This window comes from Arthrospira sp. PCC 8006, from assembly GCF_046480465.1.
Classification (GTDB): Bacteria; Cyanobacteriota; Cyanobacteriia; order Cyanobacteriales; family Microcoleaceae; genus Limnospira; species Limnospira platensis.
Map to the genome: position 1 here is coordinate 18,906 of NZ_PKGG01000020.1, position 23,591 is coordinate 42,496.

Below are 23,591 nucleotides of genomic sequence, written 5' to 3' on the forward strand. Positions count from 1 at the left end.
ACCCCCAAAATTATCCCTAAATAATGGATTCCAGTTCTTCGGCTATATGTTTGAGCTGTTCCATGCCTCTTTTGGTTTGTCCGATACCATTGGCGGTTTCGTTTGCCCCCTGTTTGAGGGAATTCATGGCTTCCAAAACTTGGTTAATAGCCAGGGTTTGTTGCTTAATATTGAGAGAGATTTGTTGATTATTCACAACCACATCATTCACCGATTCTTTCACACCTAAAAAGGCTTGGGCAGTTCTTTGCGCCACATCAACATTGGAGCGAACTGTTTTAGTCCCCTCTTCTGTGACCATCACTGTGGAATTAATCGCTGTCTGAATATCCGAAACTAAAGTACCGATTTTTTGGGCGGATTTCTGACTCTCATCAGCCAGTTTGCGAATTTCGGTAGCAACCACCCCAAATCCGCGACCATGTTCTCCGGCTCGTACCGCTTCAACAGCCGCATTCAGGGCTAACATATTGGTTTGATTAGCCAAATCAGCGACTAATTGGGAGATATTACCAATTTGATTGGTCTGTTCACTGAGGCGGAGAATTTGTTGGGCTATTCCCTCCACTTTATCTTGGAGGTTTGCCATACCTTCTAAGGTGCTATTAACTGCGGTTTGACCACTTTCGGACATGGATAAAGCCTTTTTAGCTCCGGTGACAGCCGCTTCTGCTTGTTGGGTAGCTGCTTGGGAGGAGGCTCCTAATTCATCCATGGTGGAGGTGGTTTCACTAACTGCTGCGGCTTGTTCTGTGGCAATGCGTTCGTGTTGTTCTGTGGCAACAGCAATTTCTGTGGAACTATCTGAAATGGCTCTAATAGTTTGTTTAAAGGTATTAGCAATAGACTGGCTTAAAAAGTAACCTAGGGGAGAGGCGATTACTATGGCAAGTAAGATTAATAATCCAAATAATAACAGGGTTTCATTTAATACGGCACGAGCTTTCTCCCTTTCCGCTGAAGCTACCCGCAGTTGTAAATCAATTAACCTCTGAAGCCTCTCGGTGAGGGGGTCTATGACATCATATAACGGTCCATCAAAGGCGGCTAAGTCTTCGGGATTGCCTCTTATTAGTGTTTGTTGCAGTTCGGTAATGCGAGTCTGGGCAGGAACAAATAATCGGTCAATTTCGTTGGCGATTTCTCTCTCTTCTAATGTTAATTGGGTATTTTTATAACTTTCCCAGTTGGTGCTAATTGTTTCTATGGCAAGATTAACAGTATTTAATGCGGCACTGGTGGTGATTAGGCCACTGTTGGCTTTATTGACAGCATCAATTATTTCAATCGCATAGGCATCGGAGATATTTTTGATTTGCTGAAGGGGTATGACTCGATCATCATAGATAGTGCCAATGCGCGAATCTATGCGCCAGAATGAAAAAACCGAATAGCTACTTATAGCTAGGATGACTGTGGCGGGTATCAGGAAGAAACCGCAGTAAAGTTTGGTGGTTAATCGTTTCATCATGTTAGTAAAAATATGCGCTCATTGGCATTGGTGTCTAGAATAGGCGAGGGTTGGCAACGTTTGCTAGTCTGAAAAAAAAGGTTAAATCGTGATTATAACTACTATTTTACTTGGGAATATGCCAAAGGATAGAGTTTTTATAATTAGTTAACAATTGGTTTATATTTCTTCATTAACTACCAGGGTTTCTTGGACTAGGATTTTCTCGAGGTCTAATAAACTCATCATCCGGTTTTGTGCTTCGGGATTTTGGCGATCGCGATAAATTGCTGTCCCCCGTAAATATTCATCTTGGGTAGAATGAACAGCGGCGGGAACTGGCTTAATTGCGGAGGGGTTTAGATAGGTGACATCAAAAATATCATTAACAATAATTCCGGCGACTACTTCACCCACTTGGACGATCGCCGCCTTTTGGGAACTACCGTTAATATCCATTGGTAAACCCAAAATTCCCCTAATATCAACTAAGGTGACAATCTCACCCCGCAGGTTCATATTACCAACAATATGAGGGGGGGTGCAAGGAATAGGGGTAACATTATGAATATCGGTAAATTCCCGAATAATGGGGAGATTTACGCCAAAGTATTCACCATTTAAACCAATCACAACCAAGGACATCAACCCGGATAACTCATCTTTCTCGGTCTTGCGCCTCAAATTATCGGCACGTTCCCGAAAAATCTGCCTTTCTTGTGGTGTTGAGTCGGGACAAAAAACGGGAATTTTACGGTTTCTGGTGACTGGATAATCATGGTCATCTCGATGATCATTCTTGCTATCTGAGATCAGGGCGCTGCTGTCAGAGATAATCTTATCCCGTAAGGATTCAGGAGCTAAGATCATAATAATCTGATCTTCAATTTCGGCATATCCAGCGATCGCATGATCATGAGTTCTCGATCTCGACTGAGGTGGTAGGTTTACCATCACGCTATAGGGGAGATTCCTGGTAATATCTTCGGTAGCAATCATCTGCACTTCGCAAACTTCATTTACCAAAATTCCTAACTTTTCCTCACCTAATCTTAGCACAATAATTACATCATCAATTACATAAGAATTCGCTGCATTTTCCAGTCCAAAATGAATATTTAAGTCAATGATTGATAAGAATTCACTGCGTAAATTCAGAATCCCTACTAATTCGGGGGCGGCTTCGACAATGGGGTTGAGTTCAGGTAAGGAGAAAATCTCTTGCACTAACAAGCCATCTACACCATAAGTCAATCCTCCCAACTTAAACATGAGATAAGGTTTGATTTCCATGATGACAGTACCTTATTTATTAATACAGAATCAGATTTAATTTTTGTTGGAGATAAGCCTTTAATTCTCCGGCGGAAATTTTCCCCAAATAGGGAACAGGACTCTGGTCAGAAATTGTATTTAACAGGGATAGTGCTGTTAAGTAAAGTTTTTTGGCTTTCAACAAATTTCCTTCCCTTTCATGGACAGTCGCCAACTCCATATGAGCGCAAATTGACGAGGCAGAAACATCTGATAAATAGATGATTCTTTTGGCAAAAATTTTCGCCGTTTCCCAGTCGCCTTTTTCCTGGGAAATGTGCAACAAAATATAATAAGGATCAATGGACAAGGAATTGATTTCTAAGGCTTTTTGGCAATTCACAATCGCCGCATCATGCTGTCCGCTATTAGCATGAATTTGCGCCATTAGATAATGAGCATCAAAATTGTGGGGATGATTAGCCACAAATTCTTGAACTTTTTTGAGGGCTTCATTATAGGCTTTTTGGTTGATTAGCTTTTGGGCTTCTTCCAGGCTTTGACTAATGGCGATCGCCTGTTCTGATGCGGTGGGTATCGAGGCAACTGGTGGCGGTACAATAGATAAAGTTGAGAGATGATTCCGTTGGTGATTTTGACCATGATTTGCCGGAGGTTGAGAAGGGGAGGATAAACGGCTACCGTTGGGGGTATAATAGGGCGTATTTCGTAACGGGGGTAAAGGCTGGCTTTGATGGTTTAGGGAGTCATTGGGGGAGGATACAGGCAGATTTCGGGTCGGTTTTTCCCGTTGATAAATCACGGACTCTGGAAAAACGTGGGCTTTAAACTCATCTAGCAATAATCCCTGAATTTCTGCATGGGCTGTCATCATATAGCCACCGGGTCTAAGTACCTGATAGAATTTTCTCAGAACTTGTACAATATAAGGCTTCTCGAAATAAACAAAAACATTTCTACATAAAATCAAATCTATTTTACCCAGACTGGCGATCGCATTGATACAATTATCACTCACCAAGTTAAGTTTCAGGAACCTAACCATACTTTTGGCGGGGCGATTAACTAACCAATTCTGTCCTTGGGGATAGAAATATTTACTTTGCACCTCGGGGTCAACCATGCGAAAAGACCAATGGCTATATACCCCATCTCTAGCCCGTTGAAGGGCTACTTCATTAACATCAGTGCCGATAATCTCAATTAACCAATTTTGCCAGTCTGGGAGCAACTGTTGCACTAAAATGGCTAAAGAGTAGGCTTCTTCCCCGGTGGAACATCCAGCACTCCACAAACGCAGAGTCTTAGAGGATTTTCGGGCGGCAATCAATTCAGGTACTATCACCTCACGCAATAACTTAAACTGACCGCGATCGCGAAAAAAGTAGGTTTCGGTGGTGGTTAACAAGGGCATTAATTCCGACCATTCGGTTCTACTCTCGATATTAGCCGCCGTTAGTAAATGATAGTATTCATTCAAACTGGAAAGATGCAGTTGCTGAACCCGTCGCCAAATTTTTTGCGAGAATGTCCCATAATCCTGGGGCCGAATATGTAGCCCGGTCATGGTAGTAATTAGTTGAATAAGCTGTTGAATCATTGACCATCAAGTTAAGTTATTTGCCCACACAACAGGCTCAAAGGCAAGAGGGAACAGTGGAGAGTTAATTATTCCCGTTTAAACTTGGTAAAGTTGAAAGGGAAAATGACTATATTTTGAGCAGGTATTATAAACCGAGGCAACCCGAACAGGCTGCCCCTAGGTAATGATGTATTTGCTATGCTGGATAAATCCTGATCCGGCGGTTGGGTTCTTCGCCGAAACTGTTAGATTTCAGGCGATAGTGTTCCACCAGTTCATGCTGCATTTTTCGCACTTTTGGGGAACGAGGTAAAAGTTCGACAGGTTGACCCTTGGGAATGACAATTTCCTCTACCGCTAGTCTGGCTTCCTCTAAGGCTTCGAGTTCATCAGAGGAATTCCCCGAAGCAAACAGACTGAGATCAGGAACTTCTGGAGTGCTAGGATCTGACCTGTGTAGTAACCGATGCAGAGCCTTAGCAATCTGAGGGGGACTGCCAGATTTAACGGTGTGAATGGGTATATGGCGGTTCTTTGCCATTTGTCGCAGCTTGGACTGATTGCGAATATGCGATCGCAAAGCCAAGACCGCATCAGCACCATCAATATCCTTAGTCACCACCACAGGCAACATCAGGGTGCGAATCACCTGCTCAATCTGATAGCGAGCGATCGCATAAGGATAGATATGCAGAGGCAAATCATCCTCATTAAATCCATTATCCCCCAGATCCAAAGCATTGTCATCCCCCAATCCTTGACTATCAAAGGAGGCATTTAGCAACTGTTCAAATTCCTGGGTGGCGGGTTGCTTTTCCGGCACAGACCCAGAGCGAACAGTAGTGCTAGTGGGAAGTGGCATCATTTTCCCCGAAGCCCGCAGACCCCCCAAACCGGGTGCAGACAAAGGGGGTAAGGGTCGGGATGAACCAGTGGATGAACCAGCAGGCACAGCATTACGAGCGGCGGGGGTGCTATAACGTTCTTGGGTAACAGTCACTTCACCGCGATCGTTCATTTGTCTGACCTGTAAAGTCGGCTGCATTCCCCGCAGCAAACCATCAACGGTAGTTGATACAGACTCATGCACCACCCAACGTTCCCGTTCCAACATTTCTATGGCAATATCAAAAGTTGGGGGAGCCTTACGTTCCAAAACGGTTTTTTGGGAACCCCGCCGCCGTGCCTCATCATCCCCCAAAGTCACCGCTTGAATTCCGCCAATCAGATCTGCTAAAGTGGGGTTCTTCATCAGGTTTTCGATGCGGTTCCCGTGGGCGGTTCCGATTAATTGCACACCCCGCTCGGAAATCGTGCGGGCGGCGAGGGCTTCCAATTCTGTGCCGATTTCGTCAATGACAATCACTTCCGGCATATGGTTTTCCACCGCCTCGATCATGACCTGATGTTGCAGTTCTGGACTGGCTACCTGCATACGTCTGGCTCGTCCAATGGCGGGGTGTGGAATATCTCCATCCCCGGCAATTTCGTTAGATGTATCGATAATTACGACCCGTTTATGGAGTTCATCAGCTAGGACGCGGGCAATTTCTCGCAGGGCAGTAGTTTTGCCGACACCAGGACGACCTAGCATCAAAATTGAGCCTCCGGTTTCTACCAAGTCTCGGATCATGCCGATTTTGCCAAAAACGGCGCGACCGACTCGACAGGTTAAGCCGATAACTTTCCCGGTGCGGTTGCGAATGGCACTAATCCGGTGTAAGGTTTTTTCAATGCCGGCTCGGTTGTCACCGCTAAACTCACCAATGCGGGATATGCAATGGCTCAGGTCATCCCAGGTAACAGGCTGTTGGGATAGGTATTCGGCATTGCTGGGAAAACGAGCCTCTGGGAGACGACCCAAATCCATGACTATTTCAATCAAACATTCGCGTTCTGGGTGGTTGATCAGGTTTTTTCGGACTGTTGGGGGAACAATATCAAGCAATCTGTTAAGGTCGTCTGTGATCTGCATACTTCTCAGGTTGAAGTGTTCAATCAATAGGGTGGGTGAGAACTGGTTGAGGGATTTGAGTACGGAAACCTCAAAATCCTTTGATTTGGGAAACCAGGGAACTTGCTAGGTTAACGGCTTTCCATAGTAGGTCTGCTTGGGTTTCTAATTGAGTGATTTTTGACATTTCTAGGGGGTCAGATTCCTGATTAGGAGATTCTAGGGATTCTAAAATGGGGGAAAGTAAGGTGCGAGCATAGCTACCATAGGCGACTCCGGCGACTTTTGGGGAAGTGGAGTTTTTCTCGGTTCCCTCATCGGGGAGAAGTTTTAGCGATCGCAGTTTGGCTACAGTATAATCGTTTGTGCCTCCTGCTAGTTGCACATATCCTGGTAGTTGGGCGGATAAGACCTTTTGGCTCAGTTGAATGCTGGCTCTGGTGGTGCCACTACCTATGTCGCCACTCATGGGTCTACCGTCGGTTTGCCAAATTAAGGCGGTGGTTGAGGGTAGGGGAGTGATTAGCTGATGGAGACTCCGCAAATAATCGAKTAGATCGGGGCTGTTGGGACAGCTAATGGCGATCGCTTTGAGTTGGTGTATCCAGGGCTGAATATGATGCCACAGGCGACGGAAGTCGGCTTCGCGATCGCTTTGGGTATGGATTTCGATGGCATCTACTCCGGTTTGAAACACCAGCGGCGCAACGGCTTCTGGGCTAAATACATAGGACCGAGCCCCGATCAAATTTGATGGACAAACGGGTATACACCGACCACAGCCATAGCATAGTTCATCTATAACGCCAGCTTGTAGGTCGCTAAAGGCGATCGCCCCGGCCGGACAAATGCTTTCACAGGGACGGGGACAATTGGTTGGACAGGCTGTAGCTTCAAATTCGGCTTTCCGAAAATGGGGATCTTCTCCGTCGTTGAGGCTGACCATTAACCACGGTCTCCCTCCATAGCCAAAACCTCGGCGACGGGCTCTATCTCCTAAGTCAGCAGCTATGGCGATCGCTTCGAGGGTAGCTTTAATCACCGCCGGGTCCGCCGCCACATCAATGCAGTCCGCCCCCGCTAGGGTATAAGCTAAGGCTAGATGGCGAACTGATGGCAGGTGCTGGTAACTGGCTCCGCAAATGAGTTTGAACCAGCGACCTGTTTTCAGTGATGTTAGGGGGGAATCAATAGTGATCACATTTTCTATGTTTACATAGCTGCAGGAAATGGTTGGCGCTTACGCAACGGCGATCGCATTTTTTAAAGGTTTCCAGCTAAATTGGCGATCGCCTCCCATCTCTATAGCAATTTTAACCCGAGGTTCGAGGCTCGGTAAGCGACTGAGAAAATCCACCTCTTGGCTTGACAAAATATGCCCTTCTATGATCCATAATACTAATCCCTTCGAGTTGGGGGGCAGATTTTCTAACTGATAGTTGACCACCGGAGGAATATAATAAATGTCTCCCACCGCCGCATCATTACCGCTGCTTTTTTTCCCTAGGTGAGCTGGTCGGACACCATGAACCCCCAACAAGTACGCCGCCAAGTCACCTAATCCCCTTGCCGATAAGCTATAGGTAGTATAACCGGCTATTCTGAGACGGCGGCGGTAACGTCCCTCAAATCCTCCCTCCAAGGGAACATAAAGGGCTAAAGCTCCTTCCGACTCCAAATCTCGAATTAGTTTCCCACCCGTTGTAATCAGTGCCATAGGTTCAATTACTGTCTGTTTGCTCAACTGTTACCTTAAATTTACCAGATTTAGGCGATCGGGCAACCTTCCGGCCACACAATTGATCATTGTAGGGGCGGGTTCTTCTATAACCTCGCCTCCCCAACCGGCAATTAATAATTAATAATTAATAATTAATAATTAATAATTATCAACCTCGCCTCCCTACCCCGCAATTCATTATTTATTACGGCCTTTTCAGTAATCATGCAATAGGCTGTCAAAGTCCCTCTCCCCCCCTGGGATCCAGATTTAGGGTGAGGGTAATGTTTAGCACGATTTCTGAACAAGCTGTATTAATTGTTGTTAATTATCCATTGTTCAATATCAATTGGGAACTATAATGGCGGGTTCAATGGGGTCAGCATCAAAAANAGCNTGCAGAGATTCATCTAAAGTCGGACGCATGACAATTCGATTTTCATAGGCAACAATGACCCTGACTAGAGTAGGTAAACTATTATCAGTCGCCTCGAGATAAATGGGTTCTACATACAACAAAGACTGTTCAATGGGAATTACTAATAAATTACCCTGAAGCACGCGGGAGCCTTGACGATTCCACAGTGAGATCTGCTCAGATATTCGGGGTTCTTGGTTAATTAGTGCCTCTACCTGTTCAGGTCCAAATACTAATCGCTGCTTAGGAAACTGATATAATAACAGTTTGCCATATTGGGGAGAGTCTGATCGCGCCGCTAACCAAGCAATTAAATTGAGGCGACTAGCGGGAGTAAATGGCTGCAACAGAATAAACTCTGCCATGGCTTCTGTGGGTAGTTTCATAATCAAATAATAAGGCGCAACTCGTTGAGTTTGACCGCCATAAATTTCGGTGGGAATGCGCCAGACATCTTCCCGGTTATAGAACACCCTAGGATCCTGCATATGGTAAGTTAATAGGCGTTCTGATTGCACCGTAAATAAATCTTGGGGGTATCGAATATGCTGATACAAAGATTGGGGCATATTTTCGATGGGTTCAAATAAATCGGGGAAAATTTGGCGCAAAGTGATTAACAGCGGGTCTCTGGGTTCACTGAGATAGTAGAATTTAATGGAGCCATTATAGGCATCAATTACGACTTTAACTGAGTTGCGAATGTAGTTAAATTCGCCATCTTCTGGGTCGGAATAGGGGTAGCGACTGCTGGTGGTGTAAGCATCTAAAATCCAATAGAGATATTTGCCATCCTGTGCATTTTCGGGAACCACATCTTGACCTAGGCTGCTATCTGCGGCTACCAAATAAGGGTTTTTATCATATCGTAAAAAAGGAGCGATCGCTTTAACTCGCTGTGGAATTTGACGACGAAATAGGACTTTAGTTTCCGGCAAAAAGTTCCGGGTAAAAATCATTTGCCAGTTTTTTAAATACTTAGCAAATAGTAACCGCCGCCATAGGGAGTTAATCAGGATACCCCCATCACCGCTATAGGTATTATAGACATTTTCATCACCGGAGGGAAAGTCAAACTCCAAAACCTTAGTACCAGTCATGACATTGGTATTAGTGAGTTGACCGTAATAAATGCGAGGCTTTCCGATAGGGATACTATCTTCAACGCGAGGATCAACTTCTAGGGTAGTATCTGAGTTAAACCGAGGCGCAGGACCGATATTTTTAATAAAATATTTGGGTAGTCCTCCTTCAGCTACTTTGTTAACTGGCGATAGGGTAAATCCATAACCGTGGGTATAGACGAGGTGTTGATTAATCCAAGTTTGCGCTTTTTCGGGGACTAGCTGATAGTCTAATTCCCTTCCTGCAATAATCACCTGTTGTTTTTGAGTACGATTATCTGGTGTTTGTTCCTCTTCTGGTTTCAGCAAAGTATAGCGGTCAATTGCAGCATCCAGAAATTCATAATAAGGTCGAATTTGCTGGAGTTGACGATTAGTTTGTAATAGGGGTCGCTGGTCCCACAGCCGAATATTGTCAATGGTGAGAGAATTTCTTTCGAGGTCAGCAAGGCTGAGTTCAGCGTCTGGGTCAAAGGTTTCAATCTCAATATTGTCGAGATTAAAACCCTGTTGGGTAAATTGAATATTGCGTTCCATAAAGGGCAATTCTCGCTCTAATTCGTTAGGCTGAACTATGACCCTTTGCACAATCTCCGGCAACCAAACATTGGCACAAAATCCCATTAAAATATATACAGATAAAATTGCCCTCAAAGAATAGCTATCCGCGAATAATTTGGCATAGCGTTTAGGCTGCGATCGCCGACGACGCAAGCCCATATTTTTCAAGAAAAACTCGACATAAGGTTTAATAACTTCTACGGAAAAGAAGGCCTGCCAGAATAGAAACAGTGCAAATAATATACTAATGAAAAACATCAGGTAATAAGCTGGTTCAGCTACGTTAACATCGGTATAGCCAGCCCCAAATACGACCCCGCGTTCTGAATATAATAACTCATATCGATTTAACCAATATCGCAGAGCCATAGATAGCATGAAGACACCAGCCAACCCATGTAAGTGGCGCTGCTGAAACCGAGAAAATCCGGGAAATTTTCCTTGGTTAAAGCTATCACCGGAGAGGAGATAAATTAAGGAGCAGGAAATTAGGGTTAACAGAAATAGACCGAATAGCCAAAATTCTACTAAGTCAATGGCGGAGAGGATAAAAATATAAAAACCAATATCTTTGTTAAAGAGACCTTCTGTAATCTGAAAATCGGTGGGGTAGAAAAATCCCAGTACATTAATCCAGTGACTGGAAAGAACCCAACCAAAACCGAGGCTAAAAAATACAGCGATCGCACTGAGAGAAAGTTGTGGTTTAATTATCACTGCTATAGTCAGAGCCAAACTCATGGCAATTTGCCACCATTGGATAGGTTGCTGAGTGATCATTTCCCAAACTACGGCAAAATCAAACCGACGGGGTAGCAAAGGAACAACCAAATCCTGCTCTAGGCTGATGTTGAAATCTGTAATAAACTCATGGCCATAGTGGAGTATCATCACCACCATGAACATAGTTGGCCCAATTACCAGAAAAGACAGCCATGGCAAATTTAAGGCTGGGGGCGGACTAGGGGGAGGCGGTGAAAATAGGGCATCCTCAAATCGATGGTAAGATTTAATGGCGGCACGAGTGCGAAATTTGTCAGCAATAGCCAAATTGAAGAATAGAAAGGCTGCACTCAAACCTACCCCTAGGACCCATAATCCTACTTGGGTTAGCAGTCGTCGCCTGAATACGGATAAATAGCCAACTTCATCAAACCATAGGTATTCGGCGATGACCCAGGTGATCATATCAAATATCAACCATGCGCCGAACAGGAACAGAAGCGCTTTTAGGATCCAGTTTTTGGATATCATGGAATGGAGTAGGTTAAATTTGTACTGTTGACCATTTTAGTGTCTGGAGTCGATCGCGTCGAAGGCGATCGCTTTTTGGGGTCAAAACCATAATTGGCCCTAATTTATGGAGGTAGCAACACGGTTTCACTCAGAACCGTTTACAATCCTAATCGCTGGTAAATTTATCGGGAGGGATACCTTAAATATGGATATCAAGTTAATTTTAGTCGGGTTAAGCGTGGTGTTTAGCATCGCCTGCATATTCTTCGGCACACAAAACGGCTTCTACGACAGCGACGACTATCATGGTAACGGTTCCGCTCATTAGGAACCCACCACCTCTCAAACCCCTCGGAGACAAGGCTGGCCTTGTCTCTACCCCTTTTGGGGGTATTTAGCAAAATTATTAAAATTTTCTAAAGAAATCCCATAGACCCTTGACATTTATTTGGGAAACGGTAACAATAGATACAGAAACAAAAACAAATCGTTCATCTCTTTTCGCTCTAAGGGTTTTCGAGCCCATAAGTTCAGAGGAGGGGAGACGGAAGTAGGGAGTAATCCCGAAGGAACGCGCCTCACTAAGTTAACCAATTTTGAACAAGAGAGGCGAAAATCATGGGACTTACATATCGCGGCGTTAGCTACAGCCAAAATACCGAATCCGTTGAAACCACAGTTGGCCAAGTAGGTGGCAAGTATCGTGGTCAAGACTGGCGCTTCCGTAACTTGAAAAAAGCACCTGTTCTGCAACCTAGCCATAACCTGACTTATCGTGGAGTGAAATATTCCAATAACCCGGAAGCAGTGGCGACACCTTCTCAAACTCCGCTGTCAGTAGCCGATCGCTCTCGGGAGTTAATCCTCAAGCAGCAACGGTCAACCTGGAAACGGGAAAAATCAATGTTTAACCGTCTGGCTGATCAGGTTGGGTTAGATAGCAACAGCGCCGAAATCTATAACCCGGCTTGGTAAATAATATCTGATTAGCCATCAATAAATACGTTAATGCACCCCTGTTGGGGTGTTTTTTTTGGCGATCGACTACCCTATTAACGCCCTGGGACTAGCAATCAAGACACCGAATGTGGCACACTTGTCCTCAAACCATTGTCTCTAATAAGATATTTGGCTGTGGTGTGTGTAGTGGACGAGGGACAAAAAATTGCTTAGGTCAATGAAAGGTGTTGTACACAGAGTTTGGGGGGGGAGATATCCAGTTGTCTATAGTCAATGGCGCACAAAACTCAACCTACTCGCTACCCTTGTACAACGGGACCTAGAGGCGCGATACAAAGGGTCTATTCTGGGAAACCTCTGGCCTTTACTCAATCAGTTGGCGCAACTGCTCATCTATACCTATGTTTTCTCTATTGTTTTGCAGGTTAAACTCAGCATTACAGGAATGCCAGAGGACAGTAAACTGACTTTTGGACTGTGGCTGTTTGCTGGTCTAATTCCTTGGTTTGCATTTATCAATGGCTTGACCCAGGCGGCTACTTCTGTGATTGGACAAACTAATCTGGTCAAAAAAGTGGTCTTTCCCCTGGGATTGTTACCACTGGTGCCAATTTTGTCGGCTTTTATTGAAAGTACCTTTGGTTTAGCGGTGTTGATTGTATTTGTGGGCTTCTCCTATCAAGGCCTTCACCAAACCCTCTGGCTACTACCGATGATTTGGGTCCCACAACTGCTGTTAACTGCTGGCTTAGGATATTTAACGGCGGCGCTGACAGTCTTTCTGCGAGACATCCCACAAACTTTGGGGGTGATTCTCAATTTGTGGTTTTATGTAACGCCAATTGTTTACCCAGCCAGCAAAATCCCTGAAGGGTGGCGGGTGTGGGTGTTTTGGCTGAACCCGGTTACGGCGATCGCTGAAAGTTATCGAGATCTAGTCCTAGTGGGAACTGTCCAACATGGGGGAGAATTAGCCGTGGCTACAGCCGTATCCATTGTGATTTTCTCTATCGGCTTAGGAGTCTATCGGCGCTTACGTCCTGCCTTTGCTGATGTGCTTTAGACCAGATATTTACTGTTCGGAGTTTTCACTGTTCGCCACCTTACCATTGATAGCCTAATCCTCAATCAGAATCCATGACTGATATTGCAATTTCCGTCAATCAAGTTTCCAAATGTTTTAAGCGGTATAAACATCCCGTAGATCGCCTCAAAGAGATGTTTTGGCCTAGAACCAGTCTGGCTGAAAATTTTTGGGCCCTACAAGATATCAACCTACAAGTTTTTCGGGGTCAAACTCTCGGAATTGTCGGCAGAAATGGGTCAGGGAAAAGCACCCTCCTACAAATTATTGCGGGAACTTTAACCCCCACTAATGGCGAAGTTAAAGTTAATGGTCGTGTGTCCGCTTTGCTAGAGTTAGGTAGTGGATTTAATCCTGAATTTACCGGAAGACAAAATGTTTTCTTTAATGGTCAGTTGTTGGGATTGACACCTGAAGAAATTGCTACCAAATTTGATGATATTGCCGCCTTCGCTGATATCGGCGATTTTATCGATCAACCTGTCAAAACCTATTCCAGTGGGATGTATATTCGCTTGGGTTTTGCTGTGGCTACTAGCGTTGACCCTGATATCTTGATTGTTGATGAAGCCCTATCTGTGGGAGATGAAGCCTTTCAACGTAAGTGTTTTAGCCGCATTCACGAAATCCAAGACCGGGGCGGTACTATTCTATTTGTATCCCATTCGGCACCCTCAATTATTCAGTTATGCGATTCGGCGGTACTTATGGATAAGGGGGAAATGTTATTAGAACATACCCCGAAAATGATTGTTTCTAAATATCAAAAAATGATCTATGCTGATGCAGATGCCGCCGCCCAAGTTCGCGCCGAAATTAAGCAGATTAAAGCCTCATTGCCTCCTCAACCTCAAGTCCATAAAGTAATTAGCATCTCTCAACAAAATGGTAATCATAGTCAGCCTCAGAGTCAGGGGATGATTAAACATAATCCTGATTATCGAGACTATTACGACCCGAATTTAGTCCCTGACCAATTGATTCGTTATCCTAGTCGGGGTGCAACTATCCAAGACCCCCATATTAGAACTTTAAAAGGGAAGCGAGTTAATCATTTGGTCGCTCGTCAAACCTATACTTATAACTACGAGGTTGAGTTTATTAAGTCAGCCTCCCATGTCCGCTTTGGAATGTTGGTTAAAACTGTTAGTGGCTATGAATTGGCGGGGRCTTCTTTTTTGGCAACCTCTCAGTTAATTAAATATATTGATGCTGGAACTAAAATTATGTTAGAATTTCAGTTTAAATGCCTCCTGGCTCCTGATGTGTATTTCTTGAATGCTGGTGTATCCGGTATCGTCGAGGGGGAATTTACCTATTTAGATAGGTGCGTTGATGTGGCTATGTTTAGGGTTCAACCCTGCGAAGAGTCCTGTGGTACGGGTGTTGTTGATCTGTTGGTTGAACCACAACTAACTATTACCTCTGGTAAGGTTAATTGGGAAAATTTAGACGGTGTATCCGTGGGATAAATGACATCTGCCATGAAAACTAATATTTTTGTTCATGATAATCCCCTGGTGGATGTTTTGATTCAGACCTTGGCTCGATCGCCTGAAACTTTTAAACCAGAAATTATGGCGATCGATGAAATGTACTCCTATGTATTTAATCAACTCGAAGATAAAAACTCCCATCGTGCTTTAACCTATTACTATACTATGGGTCGGGCGATTTTGGACACAGTAAAACAGTTGGTTGATTGGCATTTTGGCGGATTTGAGGCGGTGGAGTCCTTCTTAGATTTTGCCTGTGGATATGGTCGGTTCACTCGCTTTTTAATCCAAGAAATACCACCAGAAAAAATCTGGGTTTCTGATATCTATAAAAAGGCGGTTAAATTCCAAAGCGAATACTTTGGAGTACAGGGAMTATATTCCACCTCTTTACCTGAAGATTATCAAGTTGATCGCAGTTTTGATGTGATTATGGCTAGTTCGTTTTTTAGCCATATGCCAGCCACTACTTTTGAAGGCTGGATGCAAAAAATTTATGATTTGAAATCAAGGCGGGGTTTACTATTATTTAGCGTCTTGGATATGGAATTATTAGACCCCCATATCCGTAGGTCGGAAACGGGGTTAGTATTTAGTCCAGATAGTGAAAGTAAATCTCTCGATAAACAAGAGTATGGCACTACCTGGGTGACGGAAGAATATGTGCGGCGAATACTTGACCAAATTAGTGATGGTAATGCTGAAATTACCCGCATTCCTAAAGGCTTAAACCGCTATCAAGACCTTTATGCGGTAAGCGATCGCTCTGTAGCATCCCCTAATCCTCTGGCATTCTATCATCATCCAGAAGGCAAAATTGACTACTGCTATATTCAACCTAACGGAGAAGTTCGCCTCAGTGGATGGGCTATTGATTTTAACCCTGGGGTAACTTTAGAGATTCAATTGTGGTCCGACTCTCGCCTTATTGGTGTCTATCCCTGTTCTGAGGAACGACCCGATATTGTCGCCCACTACCAACAGCCAGATTTTTTGCTCTCCGGCTGGTCCTGTGTCCTCTCTAGTGACCAGATTTCGCCCCAGGATATATTAATCATCAAAATTGTCTCTAGCAAGGGCTTACAGGCGATTATAGAAGGCGATCGCTTAGTGGCTATCTCCAGCCGCAGAAATTGGGACATTCAACTATCTACTACACGCCAGCAACTTACCCAAACTCAGGCACAGTTGACAGCCACCGTAGACCAATATCAATCCCAAATAACCCAATATCAATCCCAAATAGACCAATATCAATCCCAAATAGCCCAATATCAATCCCAAATAGATCAATATAAGCAGCAAATAGCCCAATATCAATCCCAGATAGACCAATATCAGGCGCGAAAGTTCGAGACGGAAGCTGAAATTAGCCGATATCAGACAGAATATCTCGCCCAAAAAAGCGAATGGGAGCATCTACAGCCCCAAATGCAGATAATGAGTCATCAGCTTGATACCCTGGAAAATCGTATTCAGGCAATGGAGAGTAGCAAGTTTTGGAAACTGCGGACAAAATGGTTTAAACTAAAGCGTGTTCTCGGCTTGCCTGTAAATGAATAGCCGCATCGATCTGAATTAGTTAAGTAAAATCTATGGACATAGCAGCAGAGGGTCAATCACCAATTTTAATTATCACGGGAATGCACCGTTCTGGCACTTCCTTGACGGCTTCTTTGCTCCAGGAGTATGGTGTCAATATTGGTCAAAATTTGGTGGGTTCCAATTATGGAAATATCAAGGGTCATTTTGAAAATATTGATTTTGTGGAATTTCATAAAGAGATTTTGCGCGATAATGGCATTGATGAATTGGGCTGCGTGGCGGAAGATAAGATATCATTAACACCGACTCAACGGGAACAGGCACAACAGCTAATTGCCCAAAATCAAGACCCATTATCTCCCTGGGGATGGAAAGATCCGAGGACGACTCTGCTGTTGGATTTTTGGGGGGAACTGATACCAGAAGCTAAGTTTATTTTTGTTTATAGAACTCCCTGGGAAGTGGTGGACTCTCTTTATCGTAGGTCTACAGATGAAGCCTTAATTACTTCCCCAGAAATGGCGGTTAAAATGTGGATTTTTTATAATAACAAGCTGCTAAACTTTTATAAAAATAATCCCCAAAGATGCTTAATCTCTAATGTTTATAAGGTGGGAAATTATCCCAAAGATTTTATAAAGGCAATAAATGAAAATCTTGGTTTAGGGTTAACAATTGAWGATAACCGCAGCAATTTTGACGAAAGTCTGTTAATCAATGAAATTATTAAAAGTAGGAAACCAGGATTAATTGGCTATTACTTCCCAGAGGCATTGAGCCTATATCAAGAACTAGAAGAAGCGGCGAAAAATCTGGGAAGTGGTTTAAATAATTTTGAGCGGGAAGCTGTGCAACAAAAGCCGAGTCCTAGTTGGGCGTTTAAAGATTGGTCAAATATTCGGCAACTGGAAAAAGAATGCGGTATTTTAGAAGCTGATGTTAAGCTGTGGCAAGACCATTTTCATGATGCTGTAGATAGGTTGGTTAGTAAGGAAACTGAACTAGGTAGAACTCAACTAAAACTGAATGGTTTAGAGATTAAACAACAAGATGCGATCGCCAAATTAGTTACCACCGAAGAACAATTAGGAAAAACCCAAGGGGAACTAGAAGCAAGCACCCTAGAATTGCGGGGAATGACAGCCCACGCCCACAACCTAGAAGTGGGTTTGCAAGAAGCCACAACTAAACTGGTAGCCACGGAACAAGAACTCGGAAAAACCCAGGGGGAACTGCAACAAATCCAAGACAAATATCAAGATTTTGATATCAAATATCAAGATGTTTTGAGTAAATTAATTAATACGGAAACCGAACTGGGAACGACGGAATTTAAACTACATAACGCCCAGTTTAAAATTAGCAGTTTAGAAACCGAATTAGGACAGACTCAATTTCGACTACAAACTAGCCAAGTACAATTTAAGCAAGCCTTTGCTAAACTCCGAGAACTAGAGGAGGAACTCGGACAGACCCAAATGGCGCGGAACTTGGCGGAAGGGGAATTGGCTGCGATTAAAGCCTCTAAATTCTGGAAAATTCGCACTAAATATGCTACGGCGAAAAGGCAAGCCAGACGCACCCTCAAACCTCGGTTTTTGTCTTCTATTGATAACCCGACTAATTGGGAATTGCTGGGGTGTCGGGATAGTTATATGCAAGTTCAGGGCTGGTGTTTACATACCGGGAAGCTCAATTTAGAGGCTGTTCGCGCCCGTGTTAATGATGAAATATTCGAGGGAACCTATAATATAGAACGCCTGGACGTGGGGAATATATATGATTACGTCCCAGGTAGTTCTAACTGTGGTTTTCGGGTACAAATTCCCCTAATTCCAGGTAATAATAGACTGCAATTAGAAGTGAAAGACACTAGGGGACAATGGCATCAGTTCGGAGAATATCCCCTGCGAGTTTCACCCCTACAAGCTGCATTTGATGTACCTAATACAAATATAGTCCCAGTGGGAGAAACTCTATTTGCGGGTTGGTGTTGTCACCCTCAATACCAAATTACTAAACTATTCCTACGTTATGGACAGCAAACTGTAGAATGTGCCTATGGACTTCCACGGGGTGACGTGGGGGAAATTTTCTCTGACTGGGTAGGTAGTTCTAATAGTGGTTGGGAAGTGTTGATTAATTTACCTCCGGGAACTTGGAATATTTCCCTTGAGGCACAATTGGAAAATGGGGAAACAGTAGCCTTAGAAAAACAACAGCCCCTCACTGTTAAGCGCGTTAACCCTCTCAATAAAGTTTCTGGTAAGACTAAACAGTTAATTAAACTTAGCGCGGCTATTCGACAACGGGCGGCTGAACGTAAACAACGTCTTGGTCGTTTAATTCCCATGCCTTGGGAAATTCCGACTATCATACGGCGAATGTCGGAAATGTACGACCAAACTAGCCAAATTCCTGGGGAAGTATTGTTACCAACAGGGTTTGAAATTCCGGCGACTATTGACCCTTATGATGCTTGGTTAAAAGCTAACGTCTGGACAGAAAGGGCGGCTGATATTTTGCGTAACCGTTTGGCGGCGGTTCCGGCGACAGCTTTGCCGAAAATTTCGGTAGTGATGCCAGTTTATAACCCTCCTATAGAGTTTTTACAACAAGCGATCGCCAGTGTTTGTAGTCAAGTATACAGCCATTGGGAACTCTGTATAGCTGATGATTGTAGCAGCGACCCAGAAGTTGCTAAAACCCTAAATCAACTAGCCGAAACCGAACCCCGTATCAAGCTATATTTCCGGTCAGAAAATGGCAATATTAGCGCCGCCACCAATAGCGCCGCCTCACTCGCTACCGGAGACTTTATCCTATTTCTGGATAATGACGACGAACTCACCCCCGACGCTTTAGCAGAAATTGCCCTCTACCTAGTCACCAACCCAGAAACAGATATTCTTTATAGTGATGATGACAAAATAGACACCCAAGGTAAACGGTTTGCGCCCCAATTTAAACCCGACTGGTCGCCGGAATTACTACTATCTTATATGTACATGGGTCACGCCTTAGTAGTGCGTCATTCCCTCTTCCAAGAATTAGGAGGGTTTCGCATTGGTTATGAAGGTTCCCAAGACTATGATTTTGCCCTACGAGCAACGGAAAAAGCTCGCCAAATCGGTCATATTCCCCTAGTATTATATCATTGGCGTACTGCACCCGGTTCCACTGCTGTTTCTGGTGCCGCCAAACCTGCTAGTTTCCAGGCGGGTCAGAATGCCATAATTGATGCGATCGCCCGCCGTCAAAGCGCCGCTACTGTTCATCAACCCCAATGGGCGGTTAAATTAAATCTAGGTATATTTAGCCATACTTTCCCCCATAGCGGACCTTCCGTAGCTATTATAATTCCCACCAAAAATCAATTAAAGCTGTTGCAAGCCTGTATTAATTCCCTGGCAAAAACCAGCTATCAAAACTATCAAATTGTAGTCATTGATAACCAAAGTGATGACCCCCAAACCTTGGCATATTTAGCCAGTTTTTCAGACTTACCCAAATGTAGGGTTCTGAAAATTTCTAATCCCGAAACTGGGTTTAGTTTTGCCCACATTAATAATCGCGCCGCTGAACAGGTAGAAGCTGATTATTTGCTATTCCTCAATAATGACACCGAAATAATTAATCCAGACTGGTTATCTCAAATGATGGGTTATGGTCAATTTGAGGCGGTGGGGGCTGTGGGTGCGCGGTTGATTTTCCCCAATGATACTATTCAACACGCCGGAATTATTCATGGGTTACATCATGGGTTAGCAGGTCATGCTTTTAAACTGACTCACCGAGATGATTTTGGTTATTTAGCCTATTCTAAAGTAGTCAAAAATTACTCAGCCGTCACCGCCGCTTGTTTACTAACTCCTAGGGCGCTATTTTGGGAAATGGGTGGTTTTAATGAGACTGATTTTGCTGTAGCCTATAATGACGCAGATTATGGCTATCGACTATCTGAGGCGGGATATCGTTGTGTTTATTGTCCTGATGCTGAGTTAATTCACAGGGAAGGAACCAGTCGCGGTTTTGGGGATAACCCCAAAGAGGTCGCTACCTTCCGCCGTCGGTATGCTAATCAAATAGACCCGTTTTATAGCCCCCATTTATCTCTGGCTAATGAGTGGTTCCAAATACAACCCCGGCGCTATTTTGGGCATAACTTAACTGTCAAAATTCAGCCTAAAGTTCTGATGTGTAGCAATGCCTTAGAATACACAGGAGCGCCTTTACATCAGCTAGAAATAGCCATAAAATTGGCGGGAGATGGGGATATAGAACCGGTCATCTTTAGTGTGACTGATGGACCCCTGCGACAAGTATATGAACAGCAGGGAATTAAAGTAATAGTCCGAGAACATCCCTTAACTGGTGTTTACGATAGACAGGGTTATGGTCAGGCTATTTCGGCTTTAGCTGAGGAGTTACGCCTTGATAGTTATGACCTGGTTTATGCGAATACTTTAGAGAATTTCTTTATGGTAGCCGCCGCCGAAAATATGGGGGTTCCCTGTGTGTGGAATGTCCATGAAAGTGAACCGTGGCAGACCTATTTTAATCGCTTTGGGGGTGAAATTGCTGCCCAGGCTTTGGAGTGTTTCCACTTCCCCTATCGGGTGATTTTTGTGGCTGATGCTACCCGTAACCAATATTTGCCACTGAATAGCCACCATAATTTTATCACTATTCATAATGGCTTGGATGTCGATCGCCTTTTAACACAGGCAGAAAAATGGACGAGGAAATCAGCCCGCGAAACCTTGGATATTGACCCCGGAGAAATCGCGATTTTATTATTAGGAACAGTATGCGATCGCAAAGGTCAACAAGACCTAGTGAAAGCCCTACCCTTACTACCCCCCCAATGGCATTCTCGCATCCGTTGTTTAATTGTAGGCGATCGACCCAGCCTGTATAGCAGTCAATTAGCCAACCTAGTTAATCAACTACCAGAGTCCTTACGCAGTCGCGTTTCCGTAGTCCCAGAAACCCCCGAAACAGCCCTTTATTATCGCGCGGCGGATATCTTTATTTGCACCTCCCGCATCGAAAGTTATCCCCGCGTAATTTTAGAAGCCATGGGTTTTGATTTACCAATTATCACCACCCCTGTATTTGGCATTCCTGAACAAGTGCGCTGTGAAATTAATGCCCTATTTTATACACCCAATCAACCCGATGAGTTAGCCAAATGTCTCACCGAACTGCTCGAAAATGAGCCTAAAAGGCAGCAATTCGCCCAAAATGCCAAATATGTCCTAGACTCCCTCAATCGCTTTGAGGAGATGACAGCAGCCTATGGTGAGATTTTCCAAGAAGCCTATTTAATGAATCCTCATCCTCATCCTCAGTTATCCCAGGAAGCCCCCGAATTAGAAGTTGTAGAAACAGAAACCATCCCCGAAACCCCAGTGCCACCAGAAACTGTTACCATAGAAGCCCCCCAGGATAAAAACTATTGGGAAACCAACCCCACTGCAGCCATAGCTAGTCAGTGGGTATCCAACCCCATTGTAGCTAATACCATTTATAAGCGAATGTCTGGTGGTCAGAGTCAAAAATATTGGCTACGATGGCTAATTGAAGACTATTTTACCCCGCGAAATTTCGACCAATTAATCTCCCTAGGTTGTGGTATCGGCAACCATGAAATCGTCATGGCACAAGAAAGGTTTGCCAACCATATTGATGCCTTTGATTTCTCCGAAGCATCCCTAAATATTGCCCGCCAAACTGCGGCCAATGTGGGAGTTAATATCAACTTTTATCAGGACGATTTCAATACCTTTACTCTTGATAAAGGCAAAAAATACGATATTGCCTTCTGTTCGGGATCCTTACATCACGTCAAAGAAATCGAGAGATTTTTAGGCATAGTTCACGGCTGCCTTCACCCCGATGGCTACTTTATCATCAATGAATATGTAGGGGATAATTACTGCATTTATAGCCCCCATCAGGTGCAAATAATTAACCGCCTGTATAAATGCTTTGGGGAAATCTTGCGTTCTGGAATTCAAGAAAACTTTATCAATCCCACCATTCATCAAGTCTTCGCCACCGACCCATCCGAAGCCGTGCGTTCTAAGCTAATTTTACCATTCATCGAATACTACTTTAATATCGAGGTATACAATCCCTTTGGCGGTGCTATTCTGCATCCTCTGTATCCCCTGTTAGAACATACGCAACTGTTACCCGGCGACCCCAAATCAGAAGCATTAGTTAGGCTATTATTAGAATTTGAAGAAATCCTGATGGAAATACCCGGAGGTTTAGCGTCAGATTTCTGTTTATGTGTTTTACGCCCCAAACAGTTCTAAAATCATCCGACTCCGTGTGGGAACTTCCCTCTCCCGGAAACCCCACAACCAGATATCTGCTCCTTGTTCAACATCCCCGCTAAATTTTTCGCCCTCATTCCGTTTCTCATAACCAAAATAACGGTAAACTAAAAACTACAAGACCTAGACTGAAAAACCCATGCTAGACGAACAAGCAAAAACAACTATTCTCCGAACAATGCCCCACGCCCTATATATTTGTGGAGTCAAAGAAGGAGACGACATCAATGGTTTTACCGCCAGTTGGGTGATGCAGTCATCCTTTAAACCTCCCCTAGTGGTAAACTGCGTTCGCAATGACTCCCGGTCCCACGCCATGATTAAAGCCAGCGGTGTGTTCGCCCTGACTTTTTTAGAATTGGGACAAAAAGACATTGCCCAAAAATTCTTTAAGCCGCAGCGTTTAGTCGGTAGCAAATTCGAGGACCTGGAATTTTACCTAGGAGAAACAGGCTGCCCGATTCTCTCAGATTCTCTAGGCTACATCGAGTGTAATGTAGTTGGTAGCGTGGAAAAAGGTGACCACTCGGTTTTCGTCGGGGAAGTAATCGCGGCCGGAGTTCACCGAGAAGGGGAAATTCTCTCCTTAGCGAGTACAGGATGGAATTACGGAGGTTAAAACAGGATTTATGCCACTGATTAAAGTCAAAACATCGATTTCTCAACCGGAAAAATCCCAAGTTGAAAGTTTACTCAAGGATTTGTCAGCATCCCTGGCTAAACATCTAAGTAAACCCGAATCCTATGTGATGACTGCTTTTGAACCTGATGTTCCTATGACCTTTGGTGGTACCACGGACCCGGTCTGCTATATGGAAGCGTTTACCGTTGTCTTGGAA

14 protein-coding genes and 1 riboswitch are annotated in these 23,591 nt (G+C 44.1%); of the genes, 7 read left to right on the forward strand and 7 right to left on the reverse strand.

The features are described from left to right. Positions 1 to 16 precede the first annotated feature (16 nt). The 7 genes from B9T16_RS05500 to B9T16_RS05530 form a co-directional block, all read right to left on the reverse strand. On the reverse strand, positions 17 to 1,471 hold the full coding sequence (locus B9T16_RS05500) for a methyl-accepting chemotaxis protein (protein ID WP_410244270.1): 1,455 nt from the start codon (positions 1,469 to 1,471) through the stop codon (positions 17 to 19). A 159-nt stretch (positions 1,472 to 1,630) separates the two neighbouring features. Beyond that, positions 1,631 to 2,743, reverse strand: a complete 1,113-nt coding sequence (locus tag B9T16_RS05505; RefSeq protein WP_410244271.1) for a chemotaxis protein CheW — start codon at positions 2,741 to 2,743, stop codon at positions 1,631 to 1,633. Between the two features lie 19 nt (positions 2,744 to 2,762). Next, positions 2,763 to 4,325, reverse strand: a complete 1,563-nt coding sequence (locus B9T16_RS05510) for a CheR family methyltransferase (protein WP_410244272.1) — start codon at positions 4,323 to 4,325, stop codon at positions 2,763 to 2,765. A 178-nt stretch (positions 4,326 to 4,503) separates the two neighbouring features. Then, complete coding sequence (locus B9T16_RS05515; RefSeq protein ID WP_410244273.1) at positions 4,504 to 6,282, reverse strand: R3H domain-containing nucleic acid-binding protein; 1,779 nt, start codon at positions 6,280 to 6,282, stop codon at positions 4,504 to 4,506. A gap of 70 nt (positions 6,283 to 6,352) precedes the next feature. Then, complete coding sequence (ldpA, locus tag B9T16_RS05520) at positions 6,353 to 7,462, reverse strand: circadian clock protein LdpA (protein ID WP_410244274.1); 1,110 nt, start codon at positions 7,460 to 7,462, stop codon at positions 6,353 to 6,355. A gap of 39 nt (positions 7,463 to 7,501) precedes the next feature. Beyond that, complete coding sequence (locus B9T16_RS05525) at positions 7,502 to 7,978, reverse strand: NAD(P)H-quinone oxidoreductase subunit N (RefSeq protein WP_410244275.1); 477 nt, start codon at positions 7,976 to 7,978, stop codon at positions 7,502 to 7,504. A gap of 348 nt (positions 7,979 to 8,326) precedes the next feature. Beyond that, positions 8,327 to 11,338, reverse strand: coding sequence for a UPF0182 family protein (locus tag B9T16_RS05530; protein WP_410244276.1), 3,012 nt, complete (start codon positions 11,336 to 11,338; stop codon positions 8,327 to 8,329). Between the two features lie 468 nt (positions 11,339 to 11,806). Continuing rightward, a riboswitch (Glutamine riboswitch) is annotated at positions 11,807 to 11,898 on the forward strand. A 40-nt stretch (positions 11,899 to 11,938) separates the two neighbouring features. Between B9T16_RS05530 and B9T16_RS05535 the strand changes: the two genes are divergently transcribed. The 7 genes from B9T16_RS05535 to B9T16_RS05565 all read left to right on the forward strand — a co-directional run. Further along, entirely contained in the window at positions 11,939 to 12,295 is a 357-nt protein-coding gene (locus tag B9T16_RS05535) for a DUF4278 domain-containing protein (RefSeq protein ID WP_006618160.1), read from the forward strand. Positions 12,296 to 12,497: 202 nt separating this feature from the next. Further along, positions 12,498 to 13,343: an ABC transporter permease gene (locus tag B9T16_RS05540; protein WP_006618159.1), complete on the forward strand. Its 846-nt coding sequence runs from the start codon at positions 12,498 to 12,500 to the stop codon at positions 13,341 to 13,343. A gap of 74 nt (positions 13,344 to 13,417) precedes the next feature. Continuing rightward, positions 13,418 to 14,836 carry an ABC transporter ATP-binding protein gene (locus tag B9T16_RS05545; protein WP_410244277.1) on the forward strand — a complete coding sequence of 473 codons (1,419 nt, stop codon included), beginning with the start codon at positions 13,418 to 13,420 and terminating at the stop codon, positions 14,834 to 14,836. Positions 14,837 to 14,848: 12 nt separating this feature from the next. Then, the gene (locus tag B9T16_RS05550) at positions 14,849 to 16,423 is read left to right on the forward strand and encodes a methyltransferase (RefSeq protein ID WP_410244278.1); all 1,575 of its coding nucleotides are present in this window, start codon (positions 14,849 to 14,851) and stop codon (positions 16,421 to 16,423) included. A 32-nt stretch (positions 16,424 to 16,455) separates the two neighbouring features. Further along, the gene (locus B9T16_RS05555; protein ID WP_410244279.1) at positions 16,456 to 22,731 is read left to right on the forward strand and encodes a glycosyltransferase; all 6,276 of its coding nucleotides are present in this window, start codon (positions 16,456 to 16,458) and stop codon (positions 22,729 to 22,731) included. A gap of 160 nt (positions 22,732 to 22,891) precedes the next feature. Further along, the gene (locus tag B9T16_RS05560; protein WP_410244280.1) at positions 22,892 to 23,371 is read left to right on the forward strand and encodes a flavin reductase family protein; all 480 of its coding nucleotides are present in this window, start codon (positions 22,892 to 22,894) and stop codon (positions 23,369 to 23,371) included. A 10-nt stretch (positions 23,372 to 23,381) separates the two neighbouring features. Continuing rightward, positions 23,382 to 23,591, forward strand: a 210-nt coding sequence (locus B9T16_RS05565) for a phenylpyruvate tautomerase MIF-related protein (protein WP_410244281.1), incomplete at its 3' end; no start/stop codon positions are given.

Coding starts and splice junctions, on each gene's coding strand:
- B9T16_RS05540 (WP_006618159.1), top strand. CDS start 12,498: ATGAAAGGTGTTGTACACAGAGTTTGGGGGGGGAGATATCCAGTTGTC.
- B9T16_RS05535 (WP_006618160.1), top strand. CDS start 11,939: ATGGGACTTACATATCGCGGCGTTAGCTACAGCCAAAATACCGAATCC.
- B9T16_RS05515 (WP_410244273.1), bottom strand. CDS start 6,282: ATGCAGATCACAGACGACCTTAACAGATTGCTTGATATTGTTCCCCCA.
- B9T16_RS05560 (WP_410244280.1), top strand. CDS start 22,892: ATGCTAGACGAACAAGCAAAAACAACTATTCTCCGAACAATGCCCCAC.
- B9T16_RS05500 (WP_410244270.1), bottom strand. CDS start 1,471: ATGATGAAACGATTAACCACCAAACTTTACTGCGGTTTCTTCCTGATA.
- B9T16_RS05525 (WP_410244275.1), bottom strand. CDS start 7,978: ATGGCACTGATTACAACGGGTGGGAAACTAATTCGAGATTTGGAGTCG.
- B9T16_RS05510 (WP_410244272.1), bottom strand. CDS start 4,325: ATGATTCAACAGCTTATTCAACTAATTACTACCATGACCGGGCTACAT.
- B9T16_RS05505 (WP_410244271.1), bottom strand. CDS start 2,743: ATGGAAATCAAACCTTATCTCATGTTTAAGTTGGGAGGATTGACTTAT.